The 22,779-nt window shown below is 60.7% G+C and carries 27 protein-coding genes, 1 tRNA gene and 1 riboswitch; of the genes, 16 read left to right on the top strand and 12 right to left on the bottom strand.

All coding sequences use genetic code 11. The features are described from left to right. Positions 1-12: 12 nt before the first annotated feature. On the bottom strand, positions 13-540 hold the full coding sequence (locus KUV51_RS12285) for a hypothetical protein (RefSeq protein WP_222521910.1): 528 nt from the start codon (positions 538-540) through the stop codon (positions 13-15). Positions 541-610: 70 nt separating this feature from the next. Between KUV51_RS12285 and KUV51_RS12280 the strand changes: the two genes are divergently transcribed. Then, on the top strand, positions 611-1,144 hold the full coding sequence (locus KUV51_RS12280) for a DUF2975 domain-containing protein (protein ID WP_222521909.1): 534 nt from the start codon (positions 611-613) through the stop codon (positions 1,142-1,144). Beyond that, positions 1,144-1,362, top strand: coding sequence for a helix-turn-helix domain-containing protein (locus KUV51_RS12275; protein WP_222521908.1), 219 nt, complete (start codon positions 1,144-1,146; stop codon positions 1,360-1,362). The genes KUV51_RS12280 and KUV51_RS12275 overlap by 1 nt, the downstream gene beginning before the upstream one ends. A 54-nt stretch (positions 1,363-1,416) precedes the next feature. On the opposite strand, the gene KUV51_RS12270 is transcribed toward KUV51_RS12275, so the two are convergent. From KUV51_RS12270 to KUV51_RS12260, 3 genes are read right to left on the bottom strand one after another with little or no spacing between them, the layout of a single operon-like run. Next, on the bottom strand, positions 1,417-2,088 hold the full coding sequence (locus KUV51_RS12270; RefSeq protein WP_222521907.1) for an FAD-binding oxidoreductase: 672 nt from the start codon (positions 2,086-2,088) through the stop codon (positions 1,417-1,419). A gap of 51 nt (positions 2,089-2,139) precedes the next feature. Continuing rightward, the gene (locus KUV51_RS12265) at positions 2,140-2,805 is read right to left on the bottom strand and encodes an MBL fold metallo-hydrolase (RefSeq protein ID WP_222521906.1); all 666 of its coding nucleotides are present in this window, start codon (positions 2,803-2,805) and stop codon (positions 2,140-2,142) included. Then, positions 2,802-4,211, bottom strand: a complete 1,410-nt coding sequence (locus KUV51_RS12260) for a mechanosensitive ion channel family protein (protein ID WP_222521905.1) — start codon at positions 4,209-4,211, stop codon at positions 2,802-2,804. The genes KUV51_RS12265 and KUV51_RS12260 overlap by 4 nt, the downstream gene beginning before the upstream one ends. Positions 4,212-4,283: 72 nt before the next feature. Between KUV51_RS12260 and KUV51_RS12255 the strand changes: the two genes are divergently transcribed. The 9 genes from KUV51_RS12255 to KUV51_RS12215 all read left to right on the top strand — a co-directional run bounded on the left by KUV51_RS12255 (position 4,284) and on the right by KUV51_RS12215 (position 11,584). Further along, positions 4,284-4,394 carry an isopropylmalate isomerase gene (locus KUV51_RS12255; protein ID WP_222521904.1) on the top strand — a complete coding sequence of 37 codons (111 nt, stop codon included), beginning with the start codon at positions 4,284-4,286 and terminating at the stop codon, positions 4,392-4,394. Between the two features lie 56 nt (positions 4,395-4,450). Then, positions 4,451-5,854 carry a 3-isopropylmalate dehydratase large subunit gene (leuC, locus tag KUV51_RS12250; RefSeq protein WP_222521903.1) on the top strand — a complete coding sequence of 468 codons (1,404 nt, stop codon included), beginning with the start codon at positions 4,451-4,453 and terminating at the stop codon, positions 5,852-5,854. Positions 5,855-6,037: 183 nt separating this feature from the next. Continuing rightward, entirely contained in the window at positions 6,038-6,643 is a 606-nt protein-coding gene (leuD, locus tag KUV51_RS12245; RefSeq protein ID WP_222521902.1) for a 3-isopropylmalate dehydratase small subunit, read from the top strand. Positions 6,644-6,938: 295 nt separating this feature from the next. Further along, positions 6,939-7,775 (top strand): hypothetical protein, encoded by an 837-nt coding sequence (locus tag KUV51_RS12240; RefSeq protein WP_222521901.1) that lies wholly within the window; start codon positions 6,939-6,941, stop codon positions 7,773-7,775. A 32-nt stretch (positions 7,776-7,807) separates the two neighbouring features. Further along, complete coding sequence (locus KUV51_RS12235; protein ID WP_222521900.1) at positions 7,808-8,809, top strand: endonuclease/exonuclease/phosphatase family protein; 1,002 nt, start codon at positions 7,808-7,810, stop codon at positions 8,807-8,809. A 33-nt stretch (positions 8,810-8,842) separates the two neighbouring features. Beyond that, on the top strand, positions 8,843-9,946 hold the full coding sequence (gene leuB, locus KUV51_RS12230; RefSeq protein ID WP_222521899.1) for a 3-isopropylmalate dehydrogenase: 1,104 nt from the start codon (positions 8,843-8,845) through the stop codon (positions 9,944-9,946). Positions 9,947-10,067: 121 nt separating this feature from the next. Next, entirely contained in the window at positions 10,068-10,430 is a 363-nt protein-coding gene (locus tag KUV51_RS12225) for a hypothetical protein (protein ID WP_222521898.1), read from the top strand. A gap of 78 nt (positions 10,431-10,508) precedes the next feature. Continuing rightward, positions 10,509-11,492 (top strand): DMT family transporter, encoded by a 984-nt coding sequence (locus KUV51_RS12220; protein WP_222521897.1) that lies wholly within the window; start codon positions 10,509-10,511, stop codon positions 11,490-11,492. A 15-nt stretch (positions 11,493-11,507) separates the two neighbouring features. Beyond that, a tRNA-Pro gene (locus tag KUV51_RS12215) sits at positions 11,508-11,584 on the top strand. Positions 11,585-11,644: 60 nt separating this feature from the next. Here the strand turns inward: KUV51_RS12215 and KUV51_RS12210 are convergent. The 7 genes from KUV51_RS12210 to KUV51_RS12180 all read right to left on the bottom strand — a co-directional run bounded on the left by KUV51_RS12210 (position 11,645) and on the right by KUV51_RS12180 (position 17,180). Beyond that, positions 11,645-11,812 carry a hypothetical protein gene (locus KUV51_RS12210; RefSeq protein ID WP_222521896.1) on the bottom strand — a complete coding sequence of 56 codons (168 nt, stop codon included), beginning with the start codon at positions 11,810-11,812 and terminating at the stop codon, positions 11,645-11,647. Continuing rightward, the gene (locus tag KUV51_RS12205) at positions 11,809-12,240 is read right to left on the bottom strand and encodes a hypothetical protein (protein ID WP_222521895.1); all 432 of its coding nucleotides are present in this window, start codon (positions 12,238-12,240) and stop codon (positions 11,809-11,811) included. Before KUV51_RS12205 ends, KUV51_RS12210 begins: the two co-directional genes overlap by 4 nt. Beyond that, on the bottom strand, positions 12,230-13,474 hold the full coding sequence (locus tag KUV51_RS12200; protein ID WP_222521894.1) for an agmatinase family protein: 1,245 nt from the start codon (positions 13,472-13,474) through the stop codon (positions 12,230-12,232). Before KUV51_RS12200 ends, KUV51_RS12205 begins: the two co-directional genes overlap by 11 nt. Further along, the gene (locus KUV51_RS12195) at positions 13,455-14,222 is read right to left on the bottom strand and encodes an ABC transporter ATP-binding protein (RefSeq protein ID WP_222521893.1); all 768 of its coding nucleotides are present in this window, start codon (positions 14,220-14,222) and stop codon (positions 13,455-13,457) included. The genes KUV51_RS12200 and KUV51_RS12195 overlap by 20 nt, the downstream gene beginning before the upstream one ends. After that, positions 14,219-15,031 carry an ABC transporter permease gene (locus KUV51_RS12190; protein WP_222521892.1) on the bottom strand — a complete coding sequence of 271 codons (813 nt, stop codon included), beginning with the start codon at positions 15,029-15,031 and terminating at the stop codon, positions 14,219-14,221. The genes KUV51_RS12195 and KUV51_RS12190 overlap by 4 nt, the downstream gene beginning before the upstream one ends. Before the next feature lie 41 nt (positions 15,032-15,072). After that, on the bottom strand, positions 15,073-16,119 hold the full coding sequence (locus KUV51_RS12185) for a putative urea ABC transporter substrate-binding protein (RefSeq protein ID WP_222521891.1): 1,047 nt from the start codon (positions 16,117-16,119) through the stop codon (positions 15,073-15,075). Between the two features lie 80 nt (positions 16,120-16,199). Then, a riboswitch (guanidine-I (ykkC/yxkD leader) is annotated at positions 16,200-16,304 on the bottom strand. A 195-nt stretch (positions 16,305-16,499) separates the two neighbouring features. Next, a complete protein-coding gene (locus tag KUV51_RS12180; RefSeq protein ID WP_222521890.1) occupies positions 16,500-17,180 on the bottom strand; it encodes a GntR family transcriptional regulator in 681 nt (226 codons plus the stop codon). Positions 17,181-17,484: 304 nt separating this feature from the next. On the opposite strand from KUV51_RS12180, the gene KUV51_RS12175 reads away from it, so the two are divergent. The 5 genes from KUV51_RS12175 (at position 17,485) to KUV51_RS12155 (ending at position 21,492) form a co-directional block, all read left to right on the top strand. Further along, entirely contained in the window at positions 17,485-18,468 is a 984-nt protein-coding gene (locus KUV51_RS12175; RefSeq protein WP_222521889.1) for a TRAP transporter substrate-binding protein, read from the top strand. 94 nt (positions 18,469-18,562) lie between these two features. Further along, positions 18,563-19,069, top strand: a complete 507-nt coding sequence (locus tag KUV51_RS12170; protein WP_222521888.1) for a TRAP transporter small permease — start codon at positions 18,563-18,565, stop codon at positions 19,067-19,069. Continuing rightward, a complete protein-coding gene (locus KUV51_RS12165; protein ID WP_222521887.1) occupies positions 19,066-20,376 on the top strand; it encodes a TRAP transporter large permease in 1,311 nt (436 codons plus the stop codon). The genes KUV51_RS12170 and KUV51_RS12165 overlap by 4 nt, the downstream gene beginning before the upstream one ends. 48 nt (positions 20,377-20,424) lie before the next feature. Beyond that, positions 20,425-21,168 (top strand): SDR family NAD(P)-dependent oxidoreductase, encoded by a 744-nt coding sequence (locus KUV51_RS12160; protein ID WP_222521886.1) that lies wholly within the window; start codon positions 20,425-20,427, stop codon positions 21,166-21,168. A gap of 12 nt (positions 21,169-21,180) precedes the next feature. After that, positions 21,181-21,492, top strand: a complete 312-nt coding sequence (locus KUV51_RS12155; RefSeq protein WP_222521885.1) for a cupin domain-containing protein — start codon at positions 21,181-21,183, stop codon at positions 21,490-21,492. A 121-nt stretch (positions 21,493-21,613) separates the two neighbouring features. Here KUV51_RS12155 and KUV51_RS12150 read toward each other — a convergent pair whose 3' ends face one another. Further along, on the bottom strand, positions 21,614-22,753 hold the full coding sequence (locus KUV51_RS12150) for a zinc ABC transporter substrate-binding protein (RefSeq protein ID WP_222521884.1): 1,140 nt from the start codon (positions 22,751-22,753) through the stop codon (positions 21,614-21,616). Positions 22,754-22,779: the final 26 nt, after the last annotated feature.

The following is a 22,779-nucleotide window of genomic DNA, read 5'->3' as shown; positions in this document are numbered from 1 at the left end:
AATGAATGCGGCTCATGGACACAGCGTCAGCTCCTCCAGTGCCGCCATTTCAAGCGCGTCCGCCAGCGGCGCGTCGCGCAGCAAGGGCAGAAAGGCCGCATCCGCAGCAAGGCGGATATCCACCGATACGCGGGCGTCTTCGGGAAGGGCGGCCATGTCGCTGCACGGCTCGAAATCCACGCTCAGACTGCCGGTGACACCCTCAGGATCAGCCGCCTTTCGTGCCCGTATCTCGGCCTGCAACGCCCGCAAGTCGGCATGGGAGGCCGGTTCCACCTGCAACACATCGCCGACCATCGTGATCGGGTAGCTGCCGACCATCTCTGACCCGTCCGCGTCCGTGGCGCGCAACTGGAGCCTGCCGGACCCGGGCAACAGGCCCAGCCCCTCGGGCAAATCCACACGCAAGGCGATGTCCGCAGGGTCGGCAGACAGGGGATCAAGCCCGCGCATCTGGTACAAGGTGGCGGGGACAACGGTGGAACAGGCGCCAAGGCCCATAGCCACCAAAAGAAGCGTGGCAAGAACAATCTCTTTCATCAGAATTTATCCTTTCGAATCATTTTTTATTGTTTTACAGTAAATTTTAGTGACCGAATAGGAAACATAGATGCAAGACAGTTTGATCGCAAAACGCGCACGGCAGTTTGAATGGGCCACGATAGGCCTTTTGGTGCTTCTTGTTGTTGCCGCTGCCATAGCCATTGCCGATGGCGGCCTCTCGATCGCCGATCTGCGCGAGGAATACGATACGAAAAACTTCCCCGAAACGCCGGCACCCTGGGCGATCATGCTGTGGCGCGTGATCGAAGTTGCCTCATACATCCTGCTGCTTTGGGTGCTGTGGTGCGTGCGCGGCTGGCTGTCGGCCTGTGCGGATGGCGAGACATTCCAGGGTGATACCGCCCGTCGCGTGCTGCGAATCGGACAGGGCCTGCTCGCGCTTGCCGTGGTCGAGATTGTCAGCCGGACGATCATCATCCTCGCTCTGACCTGGAACAACCCGCCGGGCGAACGGACGCTGTCCATCACCATCGACGGATCCGGCCTGTTTATGCTGCTGGCGGCGGCCCTGCTGACGCTCTTCGGCTACATCCAGTCCGAAGCGGCGCGGCTCATGGCCGAAAACAGGGAGTTCATCTGATGGGAATCGTTGTGCGGCTCGACGTGATGATGGCCCTGCACAAGGTGAAGGGCCGCGATCTGGCAGCACAGATCGGGATCACGGAACAGAACCTGAGCCTGCTCAAGTCGGGCAAGGTCAAAGGCATCAGGTTCGAAACACTGGCCAAGCTGTGCGAGGCGCTCGAATGCCAGCCGGGCGATTTGCTGGAAGCCGTCGCGCAGGACAGCACCGGCTGACAAAAGCTCCCGAAAAGAAGGGGACGCACCGGATGCGCCCCCTTTTTTCTTCTCTTACCAACCGTCCTCGGTGACGATCTTATCGGTTTTGACACCGATCTCCTGCAAACCATCCCGCATCGCATCCACATAGGCTTGCGGCCCGCAGATATAGAACATCTGATCCGTGTCGCTCACATGTTCCCGCAGGAACGCAGTGTCGACCTCACCGTGATGCAGGCCGTCAACCTGCTCGTCGGACAGCACGTGATCGACGGACAGGCCATCCATCTGGTCCCACTCGTGGCGCAGGATGATGTCCTTGGCGCAGGTGTTGGAATAGATCAGGTGGCAGCCATCGACCGCACCCTGCCGGGCGCGATTGCGCAGGATGGCGATAAAGGGTGTTACGCCCGCGCCCGCAGCCAGAAAGACACCCGCGCCCTTGTCCTCGATCGCGCCAAACGGACCGTCGAGTTCAAACACCGTGCCGGGTTCGATGTCGGCCAGCTCTTCGGTCACGCCGTCCTTTTCAGGATAGCTCTTGATGACGAATTCAAGCTGATCGTCGTCGGGCAGGGACGTGAAGGTGAAGGGGCGCGGGGCGTCGCGCCAGCCGTCGCGGCAGATCGCCAGTTCGGCGGCCTGTCCGGGCTCAAAGTCGAAATTGGCCGGGCGGCCAAAAACGTAGCGGTTGGTGTCGTGTGTCAGTGGCGCGACTTCGCGCAGTGTCAGTGTATGTGGCATTGCGTGTCTCCTTTGGACACACAACGCCCGACCCCGGGCCCTGTTCCGTTGTTAGGCCAGCGTCTCCGCAAACTGAACAAAGGCCGCGCCCTCGACCGCCGGCCCATGACCAAACGCAACGCGCCGGGGCCGCAAATCAGCCAGCTTGCGGATTGAGGCGCGTGCCGCATTCATATCCCAGGTGGCAATCTCCAGCGGCAAGCCCAGTCGCGGCGCAGTGGTAAACAGGTTCATCCCCACCGCAGCATCCCCGGCAATCAGCACCCCATCCGAGGCCCGCCAGAACGAGATATGCCCGGCCGTGTGGCCCGGCGTCTCGATCACCTCGAACCCGCCGACCTTGTCGCCTTCCACAAGCGTTCGGGCAACCGGATACCCCTCGCCCGCAAAGAACCGTTGCTGCATTCGCGCCATCAGCGATGTCGGGTTGGGAAAGGAGCCGAGGACATATCCGGTCTCTGCCGCCTCGCGTTCTGCCTCGTGACACATCAGCGGCAGGTTCAGCGCGCGGCACATCGTTGCCGTCGCCCCCTGATGGTCGGGGTGGGCATGGGTCAGGACGTGGGCCGACACCGCCTTGCCCCTGAGTGCCGCCAGCAGCTTGCGCCCCGACCGTTTCACGCCCGCATCCACCAGCACGTCTCCCAGCAGGTAGCAGTTCACTGACTGCCGCGGCATCACCGGGATCTGCCATGCCCCCTCACCGATCTGGATCATGACCCGTCATCCTGTGTCCCGTTCTCGCCCAATAGCCGCACCTCGCGCTGCGGGAAGGGGATCGAGATGTCGTTCTCTTTGAAGATGTCCCACAGCGCCAGATAGACGTTACCGCGGATGTTGGTCAGCCCGCCGGTCGGGTCGGTGATCCAGAAGCGCAGGATGTAGTCGACCGAGCTGTCGCCGAACCCCACGATGTGACAGACGGGCGGTCGGGACGACAGCACACGCTCCACCCCCTTGGCCGCTTCGATGGCGAGCTTGCGCACCTGATGGGGATCGCAGCCATAGGACGTGCCGAAGTAGATATCGAGGCGGACGAACTCGTTCGAATGGGACCAGTTGACCACCTGGCCGGTGATCAGGTCTTCGTTCGGGATCAGGTATTCGCGCCCATCGCGGGTCACGACCGAGGCGTAGCGGGCGCCCAGGGTCTGGATCCACCCGAACGTGTCGCCAAGGGAAATCACGTCGCCCGGCTTGATCGACTTGTCGAGCAGGATGATGACGCCGGAGACAAGGTTCGACACCACCTTCTGCAGGCCGAAGCCCAGGCCAACGCCGATGGCACCGGACAGGACCGCGAGACCCGTCAGATCGATCCCAAGCGCCCGCACCCCCGCGTAGAAGGCAATGGCATAGAACACGATCTGCACGACCTTGACGATCAGCACCCGCATCGAGGGCGAGATATCCTCGTTCGATTGCACACGGCTGGACGTGGTGACGGTGACGAAGCGGGCGAGCGCCAGCAGGCAGCCGATGATGACCACGCCCTGCACGATCAGCAGGGCGGAAATGCGCATCTCGCCAAAGCTGATGGCGGCGGCGTCCAGCACCTCGGCCGCCTCGTCGACCACGCCCAGAACGTAAAGCGTCACGTAGATCCACGCGCCGTAGCGCACGACACGGCGCAAAAACAGCGACCGGATCAGCCGCGTGGCAAAGGCAACCAGCAGCCACGCGGTCGCAAGGGTCGCAATGACGCCCAGCACATAGGATCGAGAGGGCCACGTGACCTCTCGCATGATCCAGACGACCAGCCACATGAGAAAGACGAAGAACATCGCCCGCAAACGCTGGTGTACGACGACCAGCACGCGCATGCGCCACTTGGGCCAGCCCTCGCGCGTGCCCATCCATTCGCGGATGCGCGGGCCCAGCAGACGGCGCAGCAGGTGGGCCGCCAAGAACACGGCCAGCGCAATGCCGATCTGGTACGCCACCCAGGGCCGCAACAGGGACGACACCAACGTCTCGACATGGCCCAAAAGCAACGCAGCCACCGAGGTCACGACCTCGACCAGCGTCTCGCCGTCCTGTGTGGCTCCCAGCGTCGCGGCTTCGGCTGCCGAATTCAGCGCGTCGGCGATCCCGTTGCTGTTGCCACCGGTGTGGTTGCTCATCCCGCCCCTCCGTTCTGCGCAGCATGCAATGCCCGGGCCATGCAATCAATTGCAGCCTCGCTTGATCGGCGCATGGAATCCCGTTATCTGGCACGCATGACACGCCTCTTTGACATGGATGACCGCGCACGGCTGCGCGAACGCTTTTTCGGGGCGACGCACACGGTGCTGGCGCGCCTATAAGGCTGCCCACCTCTCATCCATTTCAAACACAGCCAATCAAAGGGAGAGGACCAACCATGTCCCCCAAGACACTCTATGATAAAATCTGGGATGCCCACGTCGCGCACGAAGCTGAAGACGGCACCTGCCTGCTCTATATCGACCGCCACCTCGTCCATGAGGTGACCAGCCCGCAAGCCTTTGAAGGGTTGCGCATGGCGCGCCGCAAGGTGCGCGCCCCGGAAAAGACGATCGCCGTGCCGGACCACAACGTGCCGACGACAGCGGGCCGCGAAGATCCCAAGAACATGACAGAGGATTCAGCGATCCAAGTTGCGGCCCTCGACAAGAACGCCAAGGATTTCGGGATCCACTACTATCCGGTGTCCGACGTCCGTCAGGGCATCGTCCACATCGTCGGCCCCGAACAGGGCTGGACCCTGCCCGGCATGACCGTCGTTTGCGGTGACAGCCACACTGCGACCCACGGCGCCTTCGGCGCGCTGGCGCATGGCATCGGAACGTCCGAAGTGGAACACGTGCTGGCCACGCAAACGCTGATCCAGAAGAAATCCAAGAACATGAAGGTCGAGATCACGGGCAAACTGCGCCCCGGTGTCACGGCCAAGGACATCACCCTGTCCGTCATCGGCGAAACCGGCACAGCAGGCGGCACCGGCTACGTCATCGAGTATTGCGGCGAAGCCATCCGCGATCTGTCCATGGAAGGGCGCATGACGGTCTGCAACATGGCCATCGAAGGCGGCGCACGCGCCGGCCTGATCGCGCCAGATGAAAAAACGTTTGAGTACGTCAAGGGCCGCCCCCACGCGCCGAAGGGTGCGCAATTCGAAGCCGCACTCGCATGGTGGAAAACGCTCTTCTCCGATGACGATGCCCATTGGGACAAGGTCATCACGATCAAGGGCGAAGACATCGCGCCGGTCGTCACCTGGGGCACCTCGCCCGAAGACGTGCTGCCGATCACGGCCAACGTGCCCAGCGCAGACGACTTCGAAGGCGGCAAGGTCGGCGCGGCCCAACGCTCGCTCGACTACATGGGCCTGACCCCCGGCACGCCGCTCAGCGACATCGAAATCGATACGGTGTTCATCGGCTCCTGCACCAATGGCCGGATCGAGGATCTGCGCGCCGCTGCCGAAATCCTCAAGGGCAAGAAGATCAAGGTCAAACGGGCCATGGTCGTTCCGGGCTCCGGCCTCGTCCGCGCGCAGGCCGAGGAAGAAGGGCTCGCCGACATCTTCAAGGAAGCCGGTTTCGAGTGGCGCCTTGCGGGCTGTTCCATGTGCCTTGCGATGAACCCCGACCAGCTGGCCGAGGATGAGCGTTGCGCATCGACCTCGAACCGCAACTTCGAAGGGCGGCAGGGCTATAAGGGGCGCACGCACCTCGTCTCGCCCGGCATGGCGGCGGCGGCGGCTATCACTGGCAAGCTGACGGATGTGCGTGAACTGATGTAAGGTGGGCAATCTGCCCACCACCCCCACCCCTTCGTTAATGGTGTCTTACCGCACCATGACGATGGGGGTGCACAGGGGGTGTACGCATGGTGCACGGGGGGTGACAGGCCCTTTTCACGGCACCAACCACAAGATGTAGGGTGGTGTTTCACCCCACCGCCTTTCCAGAAAAGGTTAACGAAAATGGACAAATTCGAAACACTGACAGGGATCGCGGCCCCCATGCCGCTGGTCAATATCGACACCGACATGATCATTCCCAAGCAGTTCCTGAAGACAATCAAACGCTCGGGCCTTGGCGCCAACCTCTTTGACGAGATGCGCTTTGATCGTCAGGGCAATGAAATTCCCGAGTTCGTGCTGAACCAGGACGCCTATCGCGAGGCGCAAATCCTGGTGGCAGGCGACAACTTCGGCTGCGGCTCATCCCGCGAGCACGCCCCTTGGGCGATCAAGGATTTCGGCATCCGCTGCGTCATATCCACCTCATTTGCAGACATTTTCTACAACAACTGCTTCAAGAACGGCATCCTGCCCATCGCCCTGCCGCAAGAAGCCGTGGACGTTCTGATGAAGGACGCCGAGAAAGGGGCCAACGCCCGCATGACCGTCGATCTGGAAAACCAGACCGTGACGACGTCGGATGGCGAGAGCTTCAGCTTCGAGGTGGACGCCTTCAAAAAGCACTGCCTTTTGGAAGGTTTGGACGACATCGGCCTGACCATGGAGAAGGCCGGCAGCATCGACACGTTCGAGGCGCAAGCGGCCCAGGCGCGCCCTTGGGTGTGATGAAGGATTAACCAATCCATCCCAGAAAAGAGGCAGCGGCTATGCCTCCCGCGGGGCGCGAACACAACATCTTGCGCCCCGTCAAAATCCCGCCGCAGAAATGATGCACAAACGCACCACACCGACCCTCAAAAAGTCCAAAGGTTTACGTTTCATTAACCCTGAGCTTGAGAGACCGGGTCAATCAAGGCACAAATGTGTCGAGAATGAGGCACCCGCCTGACCCGGTGGGATCAAGTTGGAACAAGTACGCGGCACCGTATCGCGGCTGGCCAGTTTGAAGGGATCGAGAGACGTGATTGCACGAATGTCAGGCGCCGCCTTGCGCGGACTATTGGTGGCTTTGATGATCGCCATACCTGGACTTGTTGTGCCAGGCATGTCGAGTGAAACCTCTCAAGCTGTTGTCTTGATTGCACTTCTTGCCGCAGTCATGACCTTCATCGAATACAATGCACGCAGCCCCAGCATCGTGGAGTTCCGCGACGCAGCCCCCTTCAACCGGCTGCGCTTCGTGGCCCTCATGATGACAGTCTTCCTGCTCAGCATGATCTGCCGCGGCAAGACCGACCCGACGCTTTTGACGAATGCGCTGACGTCGGTCGGTACGATCATCGGCAACAGCATCGACTTCCCCTACAGCCCGGTGCGGTTGGTGGTCCTGATGCTGCCCCCGGACTCGCAGGATGCCATCGTCCAGTCGGTGCGCACAGCAGCGGGCCTTGCCTATCTCATCTCGCTGACTGCCATGGCCGTGTTCCTGTTCCTGGTGCGCGTGCTGGGATGGCCGTCGCGCAACGGATCGTTCAACGTGTGGGTCAACCTGCCCCTTTTCGATCCCACCGCCGGTGGAGACGTGCTTTATCGGCTGAACCGGGATGCGCGGATCAACATCGCGCTGGGGTTCCTTTTGCCCTTCATCATCCCTGCGGTGGTCAAGATGGCGGCGGACCTGATAAACCCGATCACACTTGAGAACCCGCAAACCCTGATCTGGACGATGAGCGCATGGGCCTTTCTTCCCGCCAGCATGATCATGCGCGGCATCGCGATGCAGCGGATTGCCGAGATGATCAAGGACCAGCGCGAGCGGGCCTACGCCAACGCCGACGCGGATATGCTCCTGGCCTGATCACAACCTGCCTGGCCCTGTTTTTCGGGGCCATGGCACAGGCCGACACGATCCGCATCGCTACCTACAACACCGAGTTGCAACGCGACGGACCGGGCCTGTTCCTGAGGGATCTGGCGCGCGGCGGAGACGACCAGATTGACGCTGTTCTGGCCGTGATTGCCCACGCGGGTGCAGATTTGCTCGCCCTGCAAAGCATCGACTACGACCTGACCGGCGAGGCCCTGAGACTGTTTGCCGAAGCTGCCGGATACCCACATCAGTTTGCCCTGCGCCCCAACACGGGCCTGCCCACGGGCCTCGACATGGACGGCGATGGACGGCTTGGCGGTCCGCGTGATGCGCAGGGATATGGACGTTTTTCGGGTCAGGGTGGCATGGCGATCCTGTCCCGCTTCCCCATCATCGAAGACCAGGTTCAGGACCTGTCTGATCTGTTGTGGACAGCGCTTCCCGGCGCCCTGCTGCCCGAGGTCGAAGGCGCCCCCTTCCCTTCGCCGGATGCACAAGCCGCGCAACGGTTGTCCACAACCGGCCACTGGATCGTGCCGGTTGATACGCCGGATGGTCCTTTTCACCTCATGACCTTTCACGCGAGCCCTCCCGTCTTTGACGGACCCGAGGATCGCAACGGCAAGCGCAACCACGACGAAATCCGGCTGTGGCAACACGTGCTGGACGAAACGGTGGGCACAGCCCCTCCCGGTCCATTCGTCCTTGCCGGAGACGCCAACCTGGACCCCGAGGACGGCAGTGGATTGAAATCGGCCATCCGAAACCTGCTGGCCGATCCGCGTCTGGCCGATCTGTCCCCGCGGGGACACGCAGGCACTGACACCGTGGACTGGACCGATCCTGTCCCCGGAGACCTGCGGGTCAGCTATGTCCTACCCTCGACACACTGGCGCGTGGTGGACAGTGGCGTGCTCTGGCCCTCCCCTGACGATCCGCTGGCCAAAACCGTTGAAACCGCCAGCCGTCACAGGCTGGTTTGGGCGGACCTTGCCCTTGACCCTGCGGGCAGTGGTGAGTAGGCGAAACCCCAAGCAATCAAAGGAGTTTCGCCCATGTCCAATCCGTCGATCTTGATCCTGCCGGGCGACGGCATCGGCCCGGAAGTGATGGACCAGGTGGTCCGTGTCATCGACTGGTACGGCGCGAAGCGGGACCTGGCATTCGATGTGTCCACCGACCTTGTCGGCGGTGCCGCCTATGACGCGCATGGCGTGCCGCTGCACGACGACACGATGGCCAAGGCGCAAGAGGTGGACGCCGTCCTGCTGGGCGCCGTGGGTGGACCGAAATACGACGATCTGGACTTCTCGGTAAAGCCCGAGCGTGGCTTGCTGCGTCTGCGCAAGGAGATGGACCTCTATTCCAATTTGCGTCCTGCGCAGTGCTTTGACGCGCTGGCGGATTTCTCCTCGCTGAAAAAAGATATCGTCGCTGGCCTCGACATCATGATCGTGCGCGAGCTGACCTCGGGCGTCTATTTCGGTGAGCCGCGCGGCATCATCGAAGAAGGCAACGAGCGCGTGGGCATCAACACGCAACGCTACACGGAGTCCGAGATCGAACGCGCCGCCCGCTCGGCCTTTGAACTCGCCATGCGCCGCAACAAGAAGGTCTGCTCGATGGAGAAGGCCAACGTGATGGAAAGCGGTATCCTGTGGCGCGAGGTTGTGACCAAGGTGGGCGAAGACTACCCCGAGGTTGAGCTGAGCCACATGTATGCCGACAATGGTGCGATGCAGCTTGTCCGCGCGCCCAAGCAGTTCGATGTGATCGTAACCGACAACCTGTTTGGCGACATCCTTTCGGATTGTGCCGCAATGCTGACCGGCTCGCTGGGTATGCTTCCGTCGGCCAGCCTTGGCGCGCCGATGGCCAATGGACGCCCCAAGGCGATGTACGAACCCGTGCACGGCTCGGCCCCCGACATCGCGGGTCAGGGCAAAGCCAATCCGATCGCCTGCATGCTCAGCTTTGCCATGGCGCTCCGCTATTCCTTCGATCAGGGGGAAGAGGCCGCGCGACTGGAAAGCGCCATCGAAAAAGTGCTGGCAGATGGCGCACGCACTGGCGACCTGATGGGGCCAGAGGGCGGCACGCCCTTGTCCACGGCCGAGATGGGCGACGCGATCCTCGCGGCCCTCGACGCCAGCCTGTAGCGATACGCGGGCGCGCGGATACACATTTTCCGCGCCCCGTCACGGCAGGAATTCCTGACTTGGGACACGGTGACGCGATCACCACCTCGTGATCCGTTGTTCACCGAGCAAAGGAAATCCCATGTCCCTGTTTCAACTCCGTGCCGCGCTGTGCGGCCTTGCCCTTGCCGCACTGGGTGCTTGCGACGTCGCCTATCCCGTCACCGTCATTGGCGATAACGGCATGACCTTTCGCGGGTCGGCCACCGACACCTTTCTGAACGGCGGCAGCTTTCAGGCCACGAACGGAAACGCGGTGTGCACCGGCACCTACGACAAGTTCGCCGATATCAGCACCGTCAGCTTCCCGGTTGTCTGCAACAATGGGCTACGCGGTGTGGGCACCGCCTTTTTCCAGTCTGCCACATCCGGGTCCGGCTTTGTCACGATGACCGATGGCAGCCGCTGGCAGTTCATTTTTGGGCAAAGTGCACTTTCTCTCTGACCGAGGCGGCACCCGCTGGTGGACATTCCGGCGGGCGCAGTTATTCATTCGGACAAAATCACCAACGAACCTATTGCCATGTCCGCCAATGCCAAAGGGGCCGTGCTGGCCCTGATCGCCTTTGGGCTGTTTTCGACCCATGACGTATTCATCAAGACCCTCGGCGCGACCTATTCGCCGATCCAGATCGTGTTTTTCAGCGTTTTGCTGAGCTTCCCGCTGGCGACGATCATGCTGATGCGGGACGCAAAGCCGGGCACGCTGGTGCCGGTGCATCCCTGGTGGATGGCCGTGCGCACGATTGGGGCTGTCGTCACCGGGGTTTCGGCGTTCTACGCCTTTTCCAACCTGCCTTTGACGCAAACCTACGCGATCCTGTTTGCAACACCTCTGCTGATCACCGTGCTGTCGATCCCGATCCTGGGAGAAAGGGTGCGCCTGCCGCGCTGGTTGGCGGTGATTGTCGGGCTACTGGGTGTCATGGTGGTGCTACGCCCTGGCACGACCGATCTGACCTTTGGACACGTGGCAGCGATTGTCGCCGCTTTTTCGGGTGCCTTTGCTTCCATTGTGGTCCGCAAGATCGGTGCCGAAGAGCGCACGGTTGTCCTGCTCCTGTACCCGATGGTCGGGAATTTCCTCGTGATGGGTGTCGCGCTGTTTTTCGTCTATGAACCGATGCCGGGCGAACATCTGGCGATGCTTGCCATCATCTCGGTCATGGCGTGGATCGCCGGGCGCTTCATCATAGCGGCCTACCAGACGGGTGAAGCGGCGATTGTCGCGCCAATGCAGTACTCGCAAATCTTGTGGGCAACGGCATATGGACTGATCTTCTTTGATGAGGCGCCGGACATCTACACCGGCATCGGTGCCGCCATCATCATCGCATCGGGCCTGTTCATCGTGTTCCGTGAAAGCACGCCGGGCAATTCGGAAAACACGCCCGTTCTGCGCACCCGCAGCCGCATCGGGACACCGGGTACATTCCGGGTCAGCAGCCTGATGACCAGCGGGCGGTTCCGCGACAAGACACTTGCCAAGGACCGCACACCGGAGTAATCCGCGCGGCACGGTCGGAGTGTAGCTCAGCCTGGTAGAGCACTGTCTTCGGGAGGCAGGGGCCGGAGGTTCGAATCCTCTCACTCCGACCAAAGATTCCGGAAAATCAGACCTTCATGCTGGCGCATGTCGCGGCGAGCACAAGCTGTCCGCTACTTGCGCCAGTGCTTGCGAAGTGCGCCGATGCCCGCAATTGCGATCACCGCTATGCCTCCCATCAGCGGCAGGATCGAGCTGACAACCGCCACCTCATGGTGCGCCAGGGCAGGTGTTGCCATAAGCATCGGCAAGACGCTCAAACGTGCGGGTACATGTTTCATGTCACGTCCTCTGCTGCCGGATGTGTCTGAAGGAAGCTGCGCAAGTCGTTGACCTGTTTCGCCTCGAGCGAGACATAGACGAAACCAAGATTTGTACGCTCGGTCACCATGTCACCGGGATAGGGCAAATAGGACAGCTCGCGCGAGCCAAATGAAGGCGATGCGGTGCCGACCTGCCATTCCGTGGTCAACTGCACATCGACCAGTTTCATTGTCGGTCCACCATCCGGGGCTGCGATTTCCAGAGGAACGCCAGCGAGACGCAGGTAGGACATCTTGTCCTTCGCCGCGACGAAACCATCGATGAATTGCGTGGTCAGGACTTGCAGTTCTTCGGCACGGTCCGCATCGGGCATATGGCTGTGCAGGTGATCGCCGCCATGGCTGTGGTTATGGCCGATATGGCCGTTGACGATATCATGTGGCATTCGACCACCGCTTTCCTTCGAATTCTCCGTGGGGAATGGTGACGGGCTTGTCGATATGGCGTTTGTGCGCGCCCATCTTGCCGCTGGCAACAAGTGAGCCCAGCACGTCGACGATCACGCGCGTGCCCATCAGGGCTGTGATTTCGGACTGGTCATAGGGCGGTGCCACTTCGACCAGTTCCATGCCGCAGATGCCTTCGGCGGCGACTTTCGACGCCAGCGCCAGCGCCTCGCGGGGCAGGAAGCCACCGGGTTCGGGCCAACCGGTGCCGGGAACGAAACCGCAGTCAATGCTGTCGATGTCGAACGACATGTAGACCATGTCGACCCCGTCCCATGCCATCTCGAGCGCCATTTCGGCCGTCTTGTCGACGCCCATTTTCTCCATGTCGCTCATGGTGATAATGTTGGTCTCACGCTCGCGCGCCACTTTGACGGCCTCACGCGGGACCTGCCAGCCGCCGATGCCAACCTGGACAAGGTTCTTGGCCGGCACATTGGGCAGGTTTGTCGAGTGGAACCAGGGCGTCGTGTGCATCCTTTCGTCCAGGTCTTTCTCCTGGATATCCGCATGACGGTCGAAATGGACGATACCGATCTTCTTGGACGTGCATTCGGCGATGCCGCGCACGCACGGGAAGCCGATGGAGTGATCCCCGCCGATCATGATGGGCAACGACCCGGATGATGCCACGTGACTGACGGCCCGGCTGATCTGGTCGAAGGTCTTTTCGATATTGGCCGGGATGGTGAAGACATCACCCGCATCACACAACGTCATCTGTTCCCGCAGGTCCACGGCCATCTCGTAGTTGTAGGGCGTGTAGAGGGCAGAGATCTTTCGCACCCCTTGCGGCCCGAAACGGGTGCCTGCACGGTAAGTGGTGCCACCGTCGAACGGGATGCCGAGCACGGTCGCATCATAATCACCAACCTCGGTCACGTCTTCGGCATAGGGCGCTTTGAGGAAGGTGTTGATACCTGCATAGTGCGGCAACTCTCCGCGCGCGAAAGTCGGGATCGACTTGTCTTCGATGCTGTCGGCGCCTGTCAGTCCCATGCGCAGCGCCCAGCGTCGTTCTTCGTCCCACCCGCCTTCGGGCAAATCGGCTTCGGCCTTCATCGCCTTCCAACCGCGCAGCTTGGTCAGGTCGGGGTGATGATGCCGTGCCTCATCATGGCTGTGCTCACGCAGATGGTGTGACCGCGACCTGTCATTTGGCCTGTAGAACATGGGTATCCTCCTTGAGTCGTTGGAATGGGATGCCTCCGTCACAGGCATCGAAATCGTAGGTGATCGTGGCGCCATATCGGGATGGGTCGTGCGGATCCCATCGCGGTTTGTCGAAGACAAGGACGCGGTCACCGAGTTTGAACGCTTCTTCGAGGTCGTGCGTCACCATGAAGACGGTCATCCCCGTCTCGGTCCGCAGGTCCTGCAAAAAGTCATGCATCGACAGGCGCGTCCCGGGGTCCAGCGCGCCGAACGGTTCATCGAGCAGCAATATCCTTGGCCGCGCGGCAAGAGCCTGTCCGATGGCAAGGCGCTGCTGCATCCCACCTGACAGCGTTGCGGGATAGTTTTCGGCCACATGATCCAAGCCGATCCGGGCCAGTGTCTCGTCCGCGCGCGTGCGTGCCGCCTTGAGACTGCTACCAAAGAAGCGGCCCCAGCGCGTGCGCATGCTTTCACCCGCCACGATGTTTTCGCGTACCGTCATGTGCGGAAAGACAGAGTATTTCTGAAACACGATTCCGCGGTCGAGCCCCGGCTCCCTTGCCGGTGCCGCCCCTGCGATCCGCACTGCGCCGCGCGTCGGGTATTCCTGCGCCAGCAGAAGGCGCAGAAACGTCGATTTCCCGCATCCGGATGCGCCTACGATGGCGATGAACTCTCCTTCGTCCACCTGTACATTCACCCGTTCAAGGATCGGGCGGTCATCATAGGTCTGGAACAGATCCTGGACGGTGACAAAGCTCATAACCCGTCCTCCGCCCAAGGAAAGAAACGGCGGGAGGCCCTTCGCAGCATCCAGTCCATGGCAAAGGCCAGAAACGTGATCCAGATCACGTAAGTCAGGATCACATCCATCGCGAGGTAGCGGCGCACCAGAAAGATCCTGTAGCCAAGGCCGAGATCGGAGGCGATGGCCTCTGCCGCAATCAGGAACAACCAGGCGGGACCCAGCGACAGGCGGACTGCTTGGATCAGCCGCGGCATCACCTGCGGCAGAGCTATCCGTGTTGCGATGACCCAGCTGGACGCGCCCAGCGTCTGCGCCTTGACGATCAGCTCCTGCGGTATCTCCAGGACCCGTTGGCTGAGATCACGAATGATGAATGGCAGGGTTCCAATAACGATCAACACAACCTTGGACAGCTCGCCGAGGCCGAAGACGATAAAGAGGATCGGCAACAGCGCCAGCGGCGGGATCATCGACAAGACGGCGACGAACTGCGCCAGCGCGCTGCGCGCCAAGGGCAACAGACCGATGATCAGCCCGAACATCAAACCGACCAGGGCGGAAATCCCGATCCCCAATCCCAGCCTTTGCAAACTGGCCCAGGTGTCGTGCCAAAACAGGATGCGCCCGGTCCGCCGGTCACCCTCTGTCACAAGGCGCTGCATCGTCTCGACCACCGTGGCGGGCGCAGGCAGCAGCTTGTCCTGCGGGTTTGCAGACAAGCGAATGTCCGACCCCACGGCATAGGCAATCAGCACCAGCACAAAGGGCAGCAGGGCCAGAAACAGCGCGAGGGCGCGTCCGGGTTTTATGTTGATCAAACGCATGGCTGTTTGGGCCCCGGGGTACGCCCGGGGCCAAGGCGCTCTTAGAGAGCGCCGTCCGCAGCCATCTGCATGTAGGTGGTATCGAACCGGAACTGGACATTCCCTTCGTCCCCGGTGACCGATCCGTCTGGATACGCCACGCCGACAAAGTCGGCTGAGGGTGCGCCTTCACCCAGAATACCCTTGTCGAAGAGGAACTCCGCGACGCTGACCATGGTACCGGGCAATTCGGCACTTTCGGTAAATGCCACTGCGGCAGCCGGGTCATAGAACATCTCGGTCGACGCAAGCTGCGCCTTGTAACCGGCCAGATCCGTGCCTGAGGCTTCGGCCATCGCGGTCAGCACCTCTTCGTCCCCGGCCTGCATGAGCGCCATCAACTCGTACCATGCACCGACCATCGCCTTGCCGAAGTCGGGATTGGCCTCGAGCGTTTCGGTGTTCACGACCATCAGGTCGATGATCTCGCCCGCGATGTCGGAGCTGTCGAACAACTTCGTTGCCGCCGGGTCTTCGAGGATCGTCGACACAAGCGGGTTCCACGTGACGACAGCTTCGACGTCATCCGTGGCAAACGCAGCGATCATGTCCGCGTCAGACGTGTTGATGACCCCGTCGAGGTCAGCTTCCGACATCCCGACGCTGTCCAGGCCCCGCGCCAACAGGTAGTGGGACACAGACAGTTCGACCAGATTGACCGGTTTGCCCTTGAGAGAAGCCAGATCGCCGTCGCCCTTGAGGATGACAGCATCGTTGCCGTTGGAATAGTCACCGACAATCAGCGCGGTGGTATCCACGCCGCCGCCGGAGGGTATCGAAAGTGTGTCCATGTTCGTGGCCGACACGCCATCGAACTGACCAGCCGTATATTGGTTGATGGATTCAATGTAGTCGTTGATCTGTACGATCTCGACGTCGATGCCGTACTTGTCGGCCCATTTGTCCATGATGCCGCTTTCTTCCAGATAGCCCCAGGGCATCCAGCCGACATAGATCGACCATGCGACCTTGAATTCGGTCTTCTCCTGCGCGATCGCGCTTGTGGAAAGGCATAGTGCAACAGCGGTTGTCGTGATCAGCTTTTTCATTTTCGGTCCCCATCAAGTTTCACCAAGTGGATTGACCGCGAGGAGGGCGTGATCGGAGCGCGGGTCAAACCAGCGCAGTAGCCTCCCGGGATTTTGCCCCGCCGTGTACTGTCCGGGATTGACCGAACAGCGATATCTCTCGGACCAGACCCATGCTCAATGGCGGAACCCTAGACATCCTGCACCATCCAGCGGAACGGGATTCGCAGTGTCGATCAAGAGTGGCGGCCGGCATGTGCCCGCCATCCCCTTGAATGCCTAAACAATGGGCTGTTTTTGCCAAGGCTGACCAATTCGCGGTCAAGGATCTCAGCATGGGCCCCGCAGCACAGCACAATTCCCTGCAACTTTTGGTGGAATTGCTCGGTACGAAACGCGGCCTACTCTTCGAAATATCCGCTATGCGTTGTGTAGATCGCGTCGATGATCGGATCCAGGCGACCCAGATGCTTGCGCAAGATGGTTTCGGCTTCCGGCGCTTTGCCAGACAACAACGCATCCACCAGCCGCGTGTGATCATCGTAGAGATCCTGCATTGCCGCCGTGCTGGTCAGTGACAGCATACACAAACGGTCAACCTGTGCCTTGTTGGCCGCGATCAGATCAAAGGCGGCGGGCCGCCCGGCAGACTGGCACAGCAGTCGGTGGAAATCATAGTCCAGATCGTGGAACGCAGCTGTATCCGCGTCGGCAATTGCGTCGCGCTGTGCCTTCAGACTGTTCTTGAGCTTGGCATCCACGGACGTGTCGCGTGCATCAGCCACCTGCCGAATGACTTCCAGCTCGATGGCGGCCCTGATGAACCGCGCATTCGCGATCAGATCGCGTGAGAAAGGGCGAACAATTGTTGCACGCTTTGGACGGATGAGCAGCAGGTTCAGATTCGCGAGCCGTGTGAAAGCCTCCCGCACGGGTTGGCGCGAGTAGCCGGACGACCGGGCAACCTCCGTTTCCGAGATCTTGGTTCCCGGCAACAGGTCGAGCGTGATGATCCGGTTGTAGAGATCATCAAATATCTGGTCCGGGCCGGTTGCCTGCTCAACGGTATCCGTTGTGGTCATTGCGTCATCTTTCAGTTCAGTCGCAGGCATCTTCTGTCAAAGAGTGCCCGCGATAAAGACCTGTTTCTTGCATACTAGATTTATACCTTCTCACCTTCTTCCCCACTTTTTCAACCTTATTCCACAAGCAATGCCCAAATTTCGATGTTGACTTGTATACAAGTTTTGGTGTTGCCTGCATTCGGAGACGGAATGGAGCACCGCGCAGGTCGCCTTGGCACACTGCAAAGCCCGTTCACGTCCGACCGATCCGGCAGAGGAGTGCCGCGGTCGGAGACAATACGAACACGAATGGGAGGACCTCATGTTCAATACGACACTCAAAACAATGGCCGCAGCCGCCGTTCTGGTTGGCGGGCTGTCCACGGCGCAGGCGGACGTCACATTGCGCGGTGCCAGCATGTTCGATGAAGAGCACGCATTCACCCAGACCCTGCGTGAATTCGAGCGCCTCGTTGCAGACAAGTACGCCGGTGACGTGGCATTTGACCTGCGCCTCAATGGCGAGCTTGGCGTCGAGTCGGACTATGTGACCTACCTGAACCAGGGCGTGGCAGTGGACTATACGATCCTCGCGCCATCCAACATGGCCGTGTTTTCGGAATCCATTCCGTTGATGGACATGCCGTTCCTGTTCCGTGATCTCGATCACTGGAACGCGGTTCTGTCGTCTGACGCGCTTCAGCCCCTCGAGGATGACCTGCGCGAGGCCGCCGGGATCGTGATCGTAGGGTATCACGGGGGCGGCGTGCGCAATCTGGCATCCGCCGAGCCGATCACCAACATGGAGGAGCTTGCCGGTCACCGGATGCGGGTCATGGGCGCGCCAATCCAGGCGCAAACCTTCTCTGCCGTGGGCGCCGCACCGTCAGCCATTGCGTATAACGAGGTTTACAACGCCATCCAGACAGGTGTGATTGCCGGGTTCGAGAACGAAGCCGCGTCGATCCAGAACCTCAAGTTCTATGAAGTGGCGCCGCATATCTCGTTGACGCAGCACACCATCACCGTTCGTCCGATCGTGATGTCGGCCAAGATCTTTGATGGCCTGCCTGCCGATCTGCAAGCGGCCATCATGGAAGCAGGTGCCGAAGCAGGCGCATTTGGCCGCGCACTCGAAAGCGGACAGGACGGCGAGAAACTGCAAGCCATGGCTGATGCGGGGCAGATCAAGGTCCACCCGTTCGAAGGCCGCGCAGAGATGCTTGAACTCGTGCAGCCGGTACAGGATGCATACGCTGCCGAACTGGGCGCGACCGAACTGCTGGAACGCATTCGCGGCATGTAATCTGCTGCCTCGCGACGGACGACACCGCCCATGGTCGGTGTCGTCCTTTTCTGTCCAAGGCACCACATCGGGCCGCAGTCACTTGGAATTGAGTATGATTGGACGACTTCTGAACCGGTTTTGCACCGGTCTGCGCATCCTGCTTGGTGTGTTGATGGGGCTTCTGGCGATCCCGGTCGCGATGCAGGTGATCTCGCGCTACACCGGTTTGATCCCGACCTATCTGTGGACCGAAGAATTGGCGACCTTCATCTTCGTATGGATCGTGATGATCGGATCCGTTGTGGCGGTCTGGGATGGAACACATTTCGACGTTCGTGTCATTCCCGATGCCCAGCGCCCGTTGCCCCGGCTGCTTCAGAACGGGGTTGTCCACATCGCCATCCTGTCCTTCGGGCTGATGTTTGCGATTTACGGCATTGAATACGCCGAGTTCGGCAGCAAGCAACGTTCCGTGATGATGCGGGCCAACTTGCTGATCACACATGTTTCGCTGCCCATCATCGGCAGCATCTGGACCGTCCTGGCGGGCTACCGCCTGATCGAAGCGATTGCCGAATACCGGCGTGCCGACGGGCATATTGCGGGAGACGCGCAATGATCCTTGATACAGCGACGGCAAGCCTTCTGCTTGTTCTGGTCTTCTTGGCTCTCATTTTCATCCGTATCCCGGTGGCCTTTGCCCTGGGCCTGGCCTGCGTCCCGGTGGTGCTGCTTGAATTGCGGCTGACCCCGTTCATCGTGCTCGACCGGATGTTCCAGTCCTACAACTCGTTCATTTTGCTGGCCGTGCCTTTCTTCCTGCTGGCGGCAAACCTCATGAACAGCGGCAAGGTCACGGACCGCCTGATCGAACTGGCCCGCGTTTTGACCGGCTGGATGCCGGGTGGCCTGGGCCATGTGAATGTTGCCGTATCGATGCTGTTTGCCGGTATCTCGGGTTCATCCACAGCAGATGCGGCAGGGATCGGCAAGATCCTGATCCCGGCCATGCAGCGCGAGGGCTACGATACCCGCTTTGCCGTGGCGATCACGGCCTGTTCGTCTGTGATGGGTGTCATCATCCCGCCGTCGATCCTGATGATCGTGTGGGGCGGTGTCATGCAGGTATCCGTTGGTGCACTGTTCCTGGGCGGTGCAATTCCCGGCCTGATGATTGGTCTTGCGCTGATGGCGACGGTCTATGGCTTTGCAAAAGTCAGGGGGTATCCCGTCACGGCGACACCCAACTGGCAGGAATTCCTCGCCGCTTGGAAGGGCGCTGCCCTCGCCCTGTTGACCCCGCTTTTCGTGATCGGAGGCATCGTCGGCGGCATCGTCACGCCAACCGAAAGTGCGATCATTGCGGCAGGCTACGCCTTGATCCTGGGCATGTTCGTGTACCGCACGGTAAAACCCAGCCATCTCGGCGTCATTCTGTACGACACGGCAAGGTTCGCTGCGATTTCGCTGTTCGCGATCGGAACCGCCACGGCATTTGGCTGGCTGCTGTCCTTCTATAACGCGCCACGCATGATCGTGGGCATCCTGACGGCGTGGGAGTTCGGCCCCTTCGGAACCGCGCTTGTCATCGCGGCCCTGTTCCTGATCTTTGGCCTGTTCATTGACGCGATCCCGACGATCATCATCCTGGGCACCGTTCTGATGCCGGTCGCGCAGGCTGGAGGCATTGACCCGATCGCATTCGCCATCATCGGCATCGTGTCGCTGGCCTTTGGCCTGGTGACCCCGCCCTACGGTCTGTGCCTGCTGATTTCGTCTGCCATCGGTGGACTGAACGTGGTGCAGGTGCTGCGCGAAGTGGCGATCATCCTGGCACCCATGCTGCTGATCCTCATTCTGCTGGCGGGGTTCCCCAACATCATCCTTTGGCTGCCCGGATTGCTGATGCCGGGCGCCGTCAACTGATTCAACACCCGCGGTGCACGACGCACCCGTCCTGATAGGAGAGACTTCATGAAACTGACCGGCAAAACCGCGATCATCACCGGTGGGGGGCGCGACATCGGCGCCGCCGTGGCGCGCAAACTGGCGTCCGAGGGCGCACGGGTCGCCATCAGCTACTTTGAAAGCTCCAACGGCGCGGACAGTGTGGTCGCGGACATCGAGGGTGCGGGGGGCAAGGCAATTGCAGTTCAGGCCGACCTGAATACGCAGGACGGCGTCGATGCACTGGTGGGTGCAACCGTGGACGCCTTCGGAAGCATAGATCTGCTGGTCAACAATGCGGGAGGGCTCATCGCGCGCAAGACCATTGCGGACATGGAACTGGAACACTGGAACGCCGTCATGACGCTTAACCTGACATCGACTTTCATGATGACCAAGGCCTGCCTTGCACACATGGACAGCGGCGCCATCGTCAACATTGCCAGCCAGGCCGGGCGTGATGGCGGTGGCCCGGGCGCCGTTGCCTATGCCACGTCCAAGGGCGCAGTCATGACGATGACCCGGGGCTTGGCCAAGGAGCTCGGCCCCGACATTCGCGTCAACGCCCTTTGCCCGGGCATGATCGATACGGACTTTCACAACATTCACACGCCAGACGCTGGACGTCGCGGCTTTGAGGCAAATGCACCGCTGAAACGTCAAGGACATGTTGATGATGCTGCAAACCTGGTGCTGTTCCTGGCTTGCGATGACAGCGCATTCATCACTGGAACAAACATCGACATCAATGGCGGTATGCTCTTTTCGTAAGTGGAGGGGATGATGTCCGACTTTCCCATAGTCTCAACCGGCCGTGATGTCACACGGCAGGTTCTTTCGGATCACCCGGATCTGATGGTGGTGGCGTTCCGCTTTGAGGCATCGGGTGCGATCGGTGCGTTACACAATCACCCGCATGTGCAGTCCACCTATGTGGAGAGCGGCCGGTTCCGGTTCACCTTGGGTGATCGCGAGGTGGAGGTTGGAACAGGAGACAGTTTCGTCATCCCATCGGGTCAGACGCATGGGTGTGTCTGCCTTGTGCCCGGAACGCTCATTGATTGCTTCACCCCCCGACGCGACGATTTTTTGTAGAGCAATGGATGCGTGGACCGGGCGGATTGCAGACTGACCAAGGCATTCAAATGAAAAACGGGCGCGTATGCGCCCGTTTTTTGCATCTGTCTTGGACAACGGTCCGGGTCCTATCCGGGGCCTAAAGACAATCTGCCAAGGTCTCTGCCATATTGCGGATGAGTTGTGGGTACAGGTCTGCACCCGGCTCCAATGCGGCACCAAGGGGATCAATGACGCCTGTCTGGGCCTGTGTCCCGTCCAGAACGGTTGCCACGAGACCGGAATTGAACTGCGGCTCGGCCAGAACGCAGTCGATCCCCTCTTCCCGAATGCGGCCTTGGATTTCAGCAATCCGTGCAGGGCTCGGGTCCGTGGCATCGCTGAGAGAAATGGCGCCAGACGCTGGCATATCGAAAGACGCTTCAAAATACTGATAGGCGTCGTGGAACACGATGAACCGACCGCCGCGAACGGGATCCAACGCGGCATTGATTTCAGCTTTCAGAGCCGCGATATCCGCGCGGGCGGCTGTGGCATTGGCAAAATAAGTGTCCAGATTGTCCGGGTCGGATGAAGCCAGTTTTGCTGCGATCAGATTGAGCCACAGGTCGGCATTCTCCAACGACAGCCACGCATGCGGGTCATGAGCACCATGCGCGTGGGCTTCGTCTTTGTCGTGGTCGTGCGCATCATGATCGTCATGCGCGTACTCATCACCGTGTCCATGATCGCCATGCGCGTGATCATGTTCCTCATGTGCATGGCCGTGTTCTTCATGCGCATGGTCATCATGGGCGTGCTCGCCTTCACCATGCCCGTCGTGATCATGCTCATCGTGGTCGTGCCCATCATGATCATCATGAGCGTGATCCTCGTGCGCGTCCTCTCCATGTTTTTCGTCGCCGTGAACGTGGGCTTCGAACAACGCGTCTTCCCGAAAATCCAGAAGCGTCGTGCCCTGCGCCTCGAGCAGCGCGAGAACAGCCGCGTTCTCTGCCAGCGTTTCCACCGCACCTTCCAACCAAGGTGTCAGATCCTCACCCACCCAGAACACGACATCGGCATCCTGCAAGGCCTGGGCTTCGGATGGACGCAGGTTGTACTCGTGCGGCGATGCTCCGGGCGGCACGATCAACGCAGGAGTTCCCACACCGTCCATGACGCGCGCAACCAGCGAGTGCACGGGCGCGATGTCGACCGCGACATTTGGCACGTCGGCCCATGCGGCGCCCCCCATCAGCACGGCAACAGTCGACAGGACGGGTAGCTTTCTGGACATCGGACACCTCATGTGATCTTATAACG

Origin of the sequence: Tateyamaria omphalii (assembly GCF_019802125.1) — a bacterium.
In the GTDB taxonomy this organism is placed as follows: domain Bacteria; phylum Pseudomonadota; class Alphaproteobacteria; order Rhodobacterales; family Rhodobacteraceae; genus Tateyamaria; species Tateyamaria omphalii_B.
The sequence above is the reverse complement of the archived record's forward strand: the minus strand, read 5'-3'. Positions and strand labels throughout refer to the sequence as shown.

What these genes read in the sequence shown, in the direction of transcription:
- KUV51_RS12285 (WP_222521910.1), bottom strand. Translation starts at nt 540, where the DNA reads ATGAAAGAGATTGTTCTTGCCACGCTTCTTTTGGTGGCTATGGGCCTT.
- KUV51_RS12280 (WP_222521909.1), top strand. Translation starts at nt 611, where the DNA reads ATGCAAGACAGTTTGATCGCAAAACGCGCACGGCAGTTTGAATGGGCC.
- KUV51_RS12275 (WP_222521908.1), top strand. Translation starts at nt 1,144, where the DNA reads ATGGGAATCGTTGTGCGGCTCGACGTGATGATGGCCCTGCACAAGGTG.
- KUV51_RS12270 (WP_222521907.1), bottom strand. Translation starts at nt 2,088, where the DNA reads ATGCCACATACACTGACACTGCGCGAAGTCGCGCCACTGACACACGAC.
- KUV51_RS12265 (WP_222521906.1), bottom strand. Translation starts at nt 2,805, where the DNA reads ATGATCCAGATCGGTGAGGGGGCATGGCAGATCCCGGTGATGCCGCGG.
- KUV51_RS12260 (WP_222521905.1), bottom strand. Translation starts at nt 4,211, where the DNA reads ATGAGCAACCACACCGGTGGCAACAGCAACGGGATCGCCGACGCGCTG.
- KUV51_RS12255 (WP_222521904.1), top strand. Translation starts at nt 4,284, where the DNA reads ATGGAATCCCGTTATCTGGCACGCATGACACGCCTCTTTGACATGGAT.
- leuC (WP_222521903.1), top strand. Translation starts at nt 4,451, where the DNA reads ATGTCCCCCAAGACACTCTATGATAAAATCTGGGATGCCCACGTCGCG.
- leuD (WP_222521902.1), top strand. Translation starts at nt 6,038, where the DNA reads ATGGACAAATTCGAAACACTGACAGGGATCGCGGCCCCCATGCCGCTG.
- KUV51_RS12235 (WP_222521900.1), top strand. Translation starts at nt 7,808, where the DNA reads ATGGCACAGGCCGACACGATCCGCATCGCTACCTACAACACCGAGTTG.
- leuB (WP_222521899.1), top strand. Translation starts at nt 8,843, where the DNA reads ATGTCCAATCCGTCGATCTTGATCCTGCCGGGCGACGGCATCGGCCCG.
- KUV51_RS12225 (WP_222521898.1), top strand. Translation starts at nt 10,068, where the DNA reads ATGTCCCTGTTTCAACTCCGTGCCGCGCTGTGCGGCCTTGCCCTTGCC.
- KUV51_RS12220 (WP_222521897.1), top strand. Translation starts at nt 10,509, where the DNA reads ATGTCCGCCAATGCCAAAGGGGCCGTGCTGGCCCTGATCGCCTTTGGG.
- KUV51_RS12210 (WP_222521896.1), bottom strand. Translation starts at nt 11,812, where the DNA reads ATGAAACATGTACCCGCACGTTTGAGCGTCTTGCCGATGCTTATGGCA.
- KUV51_RS12205 (WP_222521895.1), bottom strand. Translation starts at nt 12,240, where the DNA reads ATGCCACATGATATCGTCAACGGCCATATCGGCCATAACCACAGCCAT.
- KUV51_RS12200 (WP_222521894.1), bottom strand. Translation starts at nt 13,474, where the DNA reads ATGTTCTACAGGCCAAATGACAGGTCGCGGTCACACCATCTGCGTGAG.
- KUV51_RS12195 (WP_222521893.1), bottom strand. Translation starts at nt 14,222, where the DNA reads ATGAGCTTTGTCACCGTCCAGGATCTGTTCCAGACCTATGATGACCGC.
- KUV51_RS12190 (WP_222521892.1), bottom strand. Translation starts at nt 15,031, where the DNA reads ATGCGTTTGATCAACATAAAACCCGGACGCGCCCTCGCGCTGTTTCTG.
- KUV51_RS12185 (WP_222521891.1), bottom strand. Translation starts at nt 16,119, where the DNA reads ATGAAAAAGCTGATCACGACAACCGCTGTTGCACTATGCCTTTCCACA.
- KUV51_RS12180 (WP_222521890.1), bottom strand. Translation starts at nt 17,180, where the DNA reads ATGACCACAACGGATACCGTTGAGCAGGCAACCGGCCCGGACCAGATA.
- KUV51_RS12175 (WP_222521889.1), top strand. Translation starts at nt 17,485, where the DNA reads ATGTTCAATACGACACTCAAAACAATGGCCGCAGCCGCCGTTCTGGTT.
- KUV51_RS12170 (WP_222521888.1), top strand. Translation starts at nt 18,563, where the DNA reads ATGATTGGACGACTTCTGAACCGGTTTTGCACCGGTCTGCGCATCCTG.
- KUV51_RS12165 (WP_222521887.1), top strand. Translation starts at nt 19,066, where the DNA reads ATGATCCTTGATACAGCGACGGCAAGCCTTCTGCTTGTTCTGGTCTTC.
- KUV51_RS12160 (WP_222521886.1), top strand. Translation starts at nt 20,425, where the DNA reads ATGAAACTGACCGGCAAAACCGCGATCATCACCGGTGGGGGGCGCGAC.
- KUV51_RS12155 (WP_222521885.1), top strand. Translation starts at nt 21,181, where the DNA reads ATGTCCGACTTTCCCATAGTCTCAACCGGCCGTGATGTCACACGGCAG.
- KUV51_RS12150 (WP_222521884.1), bottom strand. Translation starts at nt 22,753, where the DNA reads ATGTCCAGAAAGCTACCCGTCCTGTCGACTGTTGCCGTGCTGATGGGG.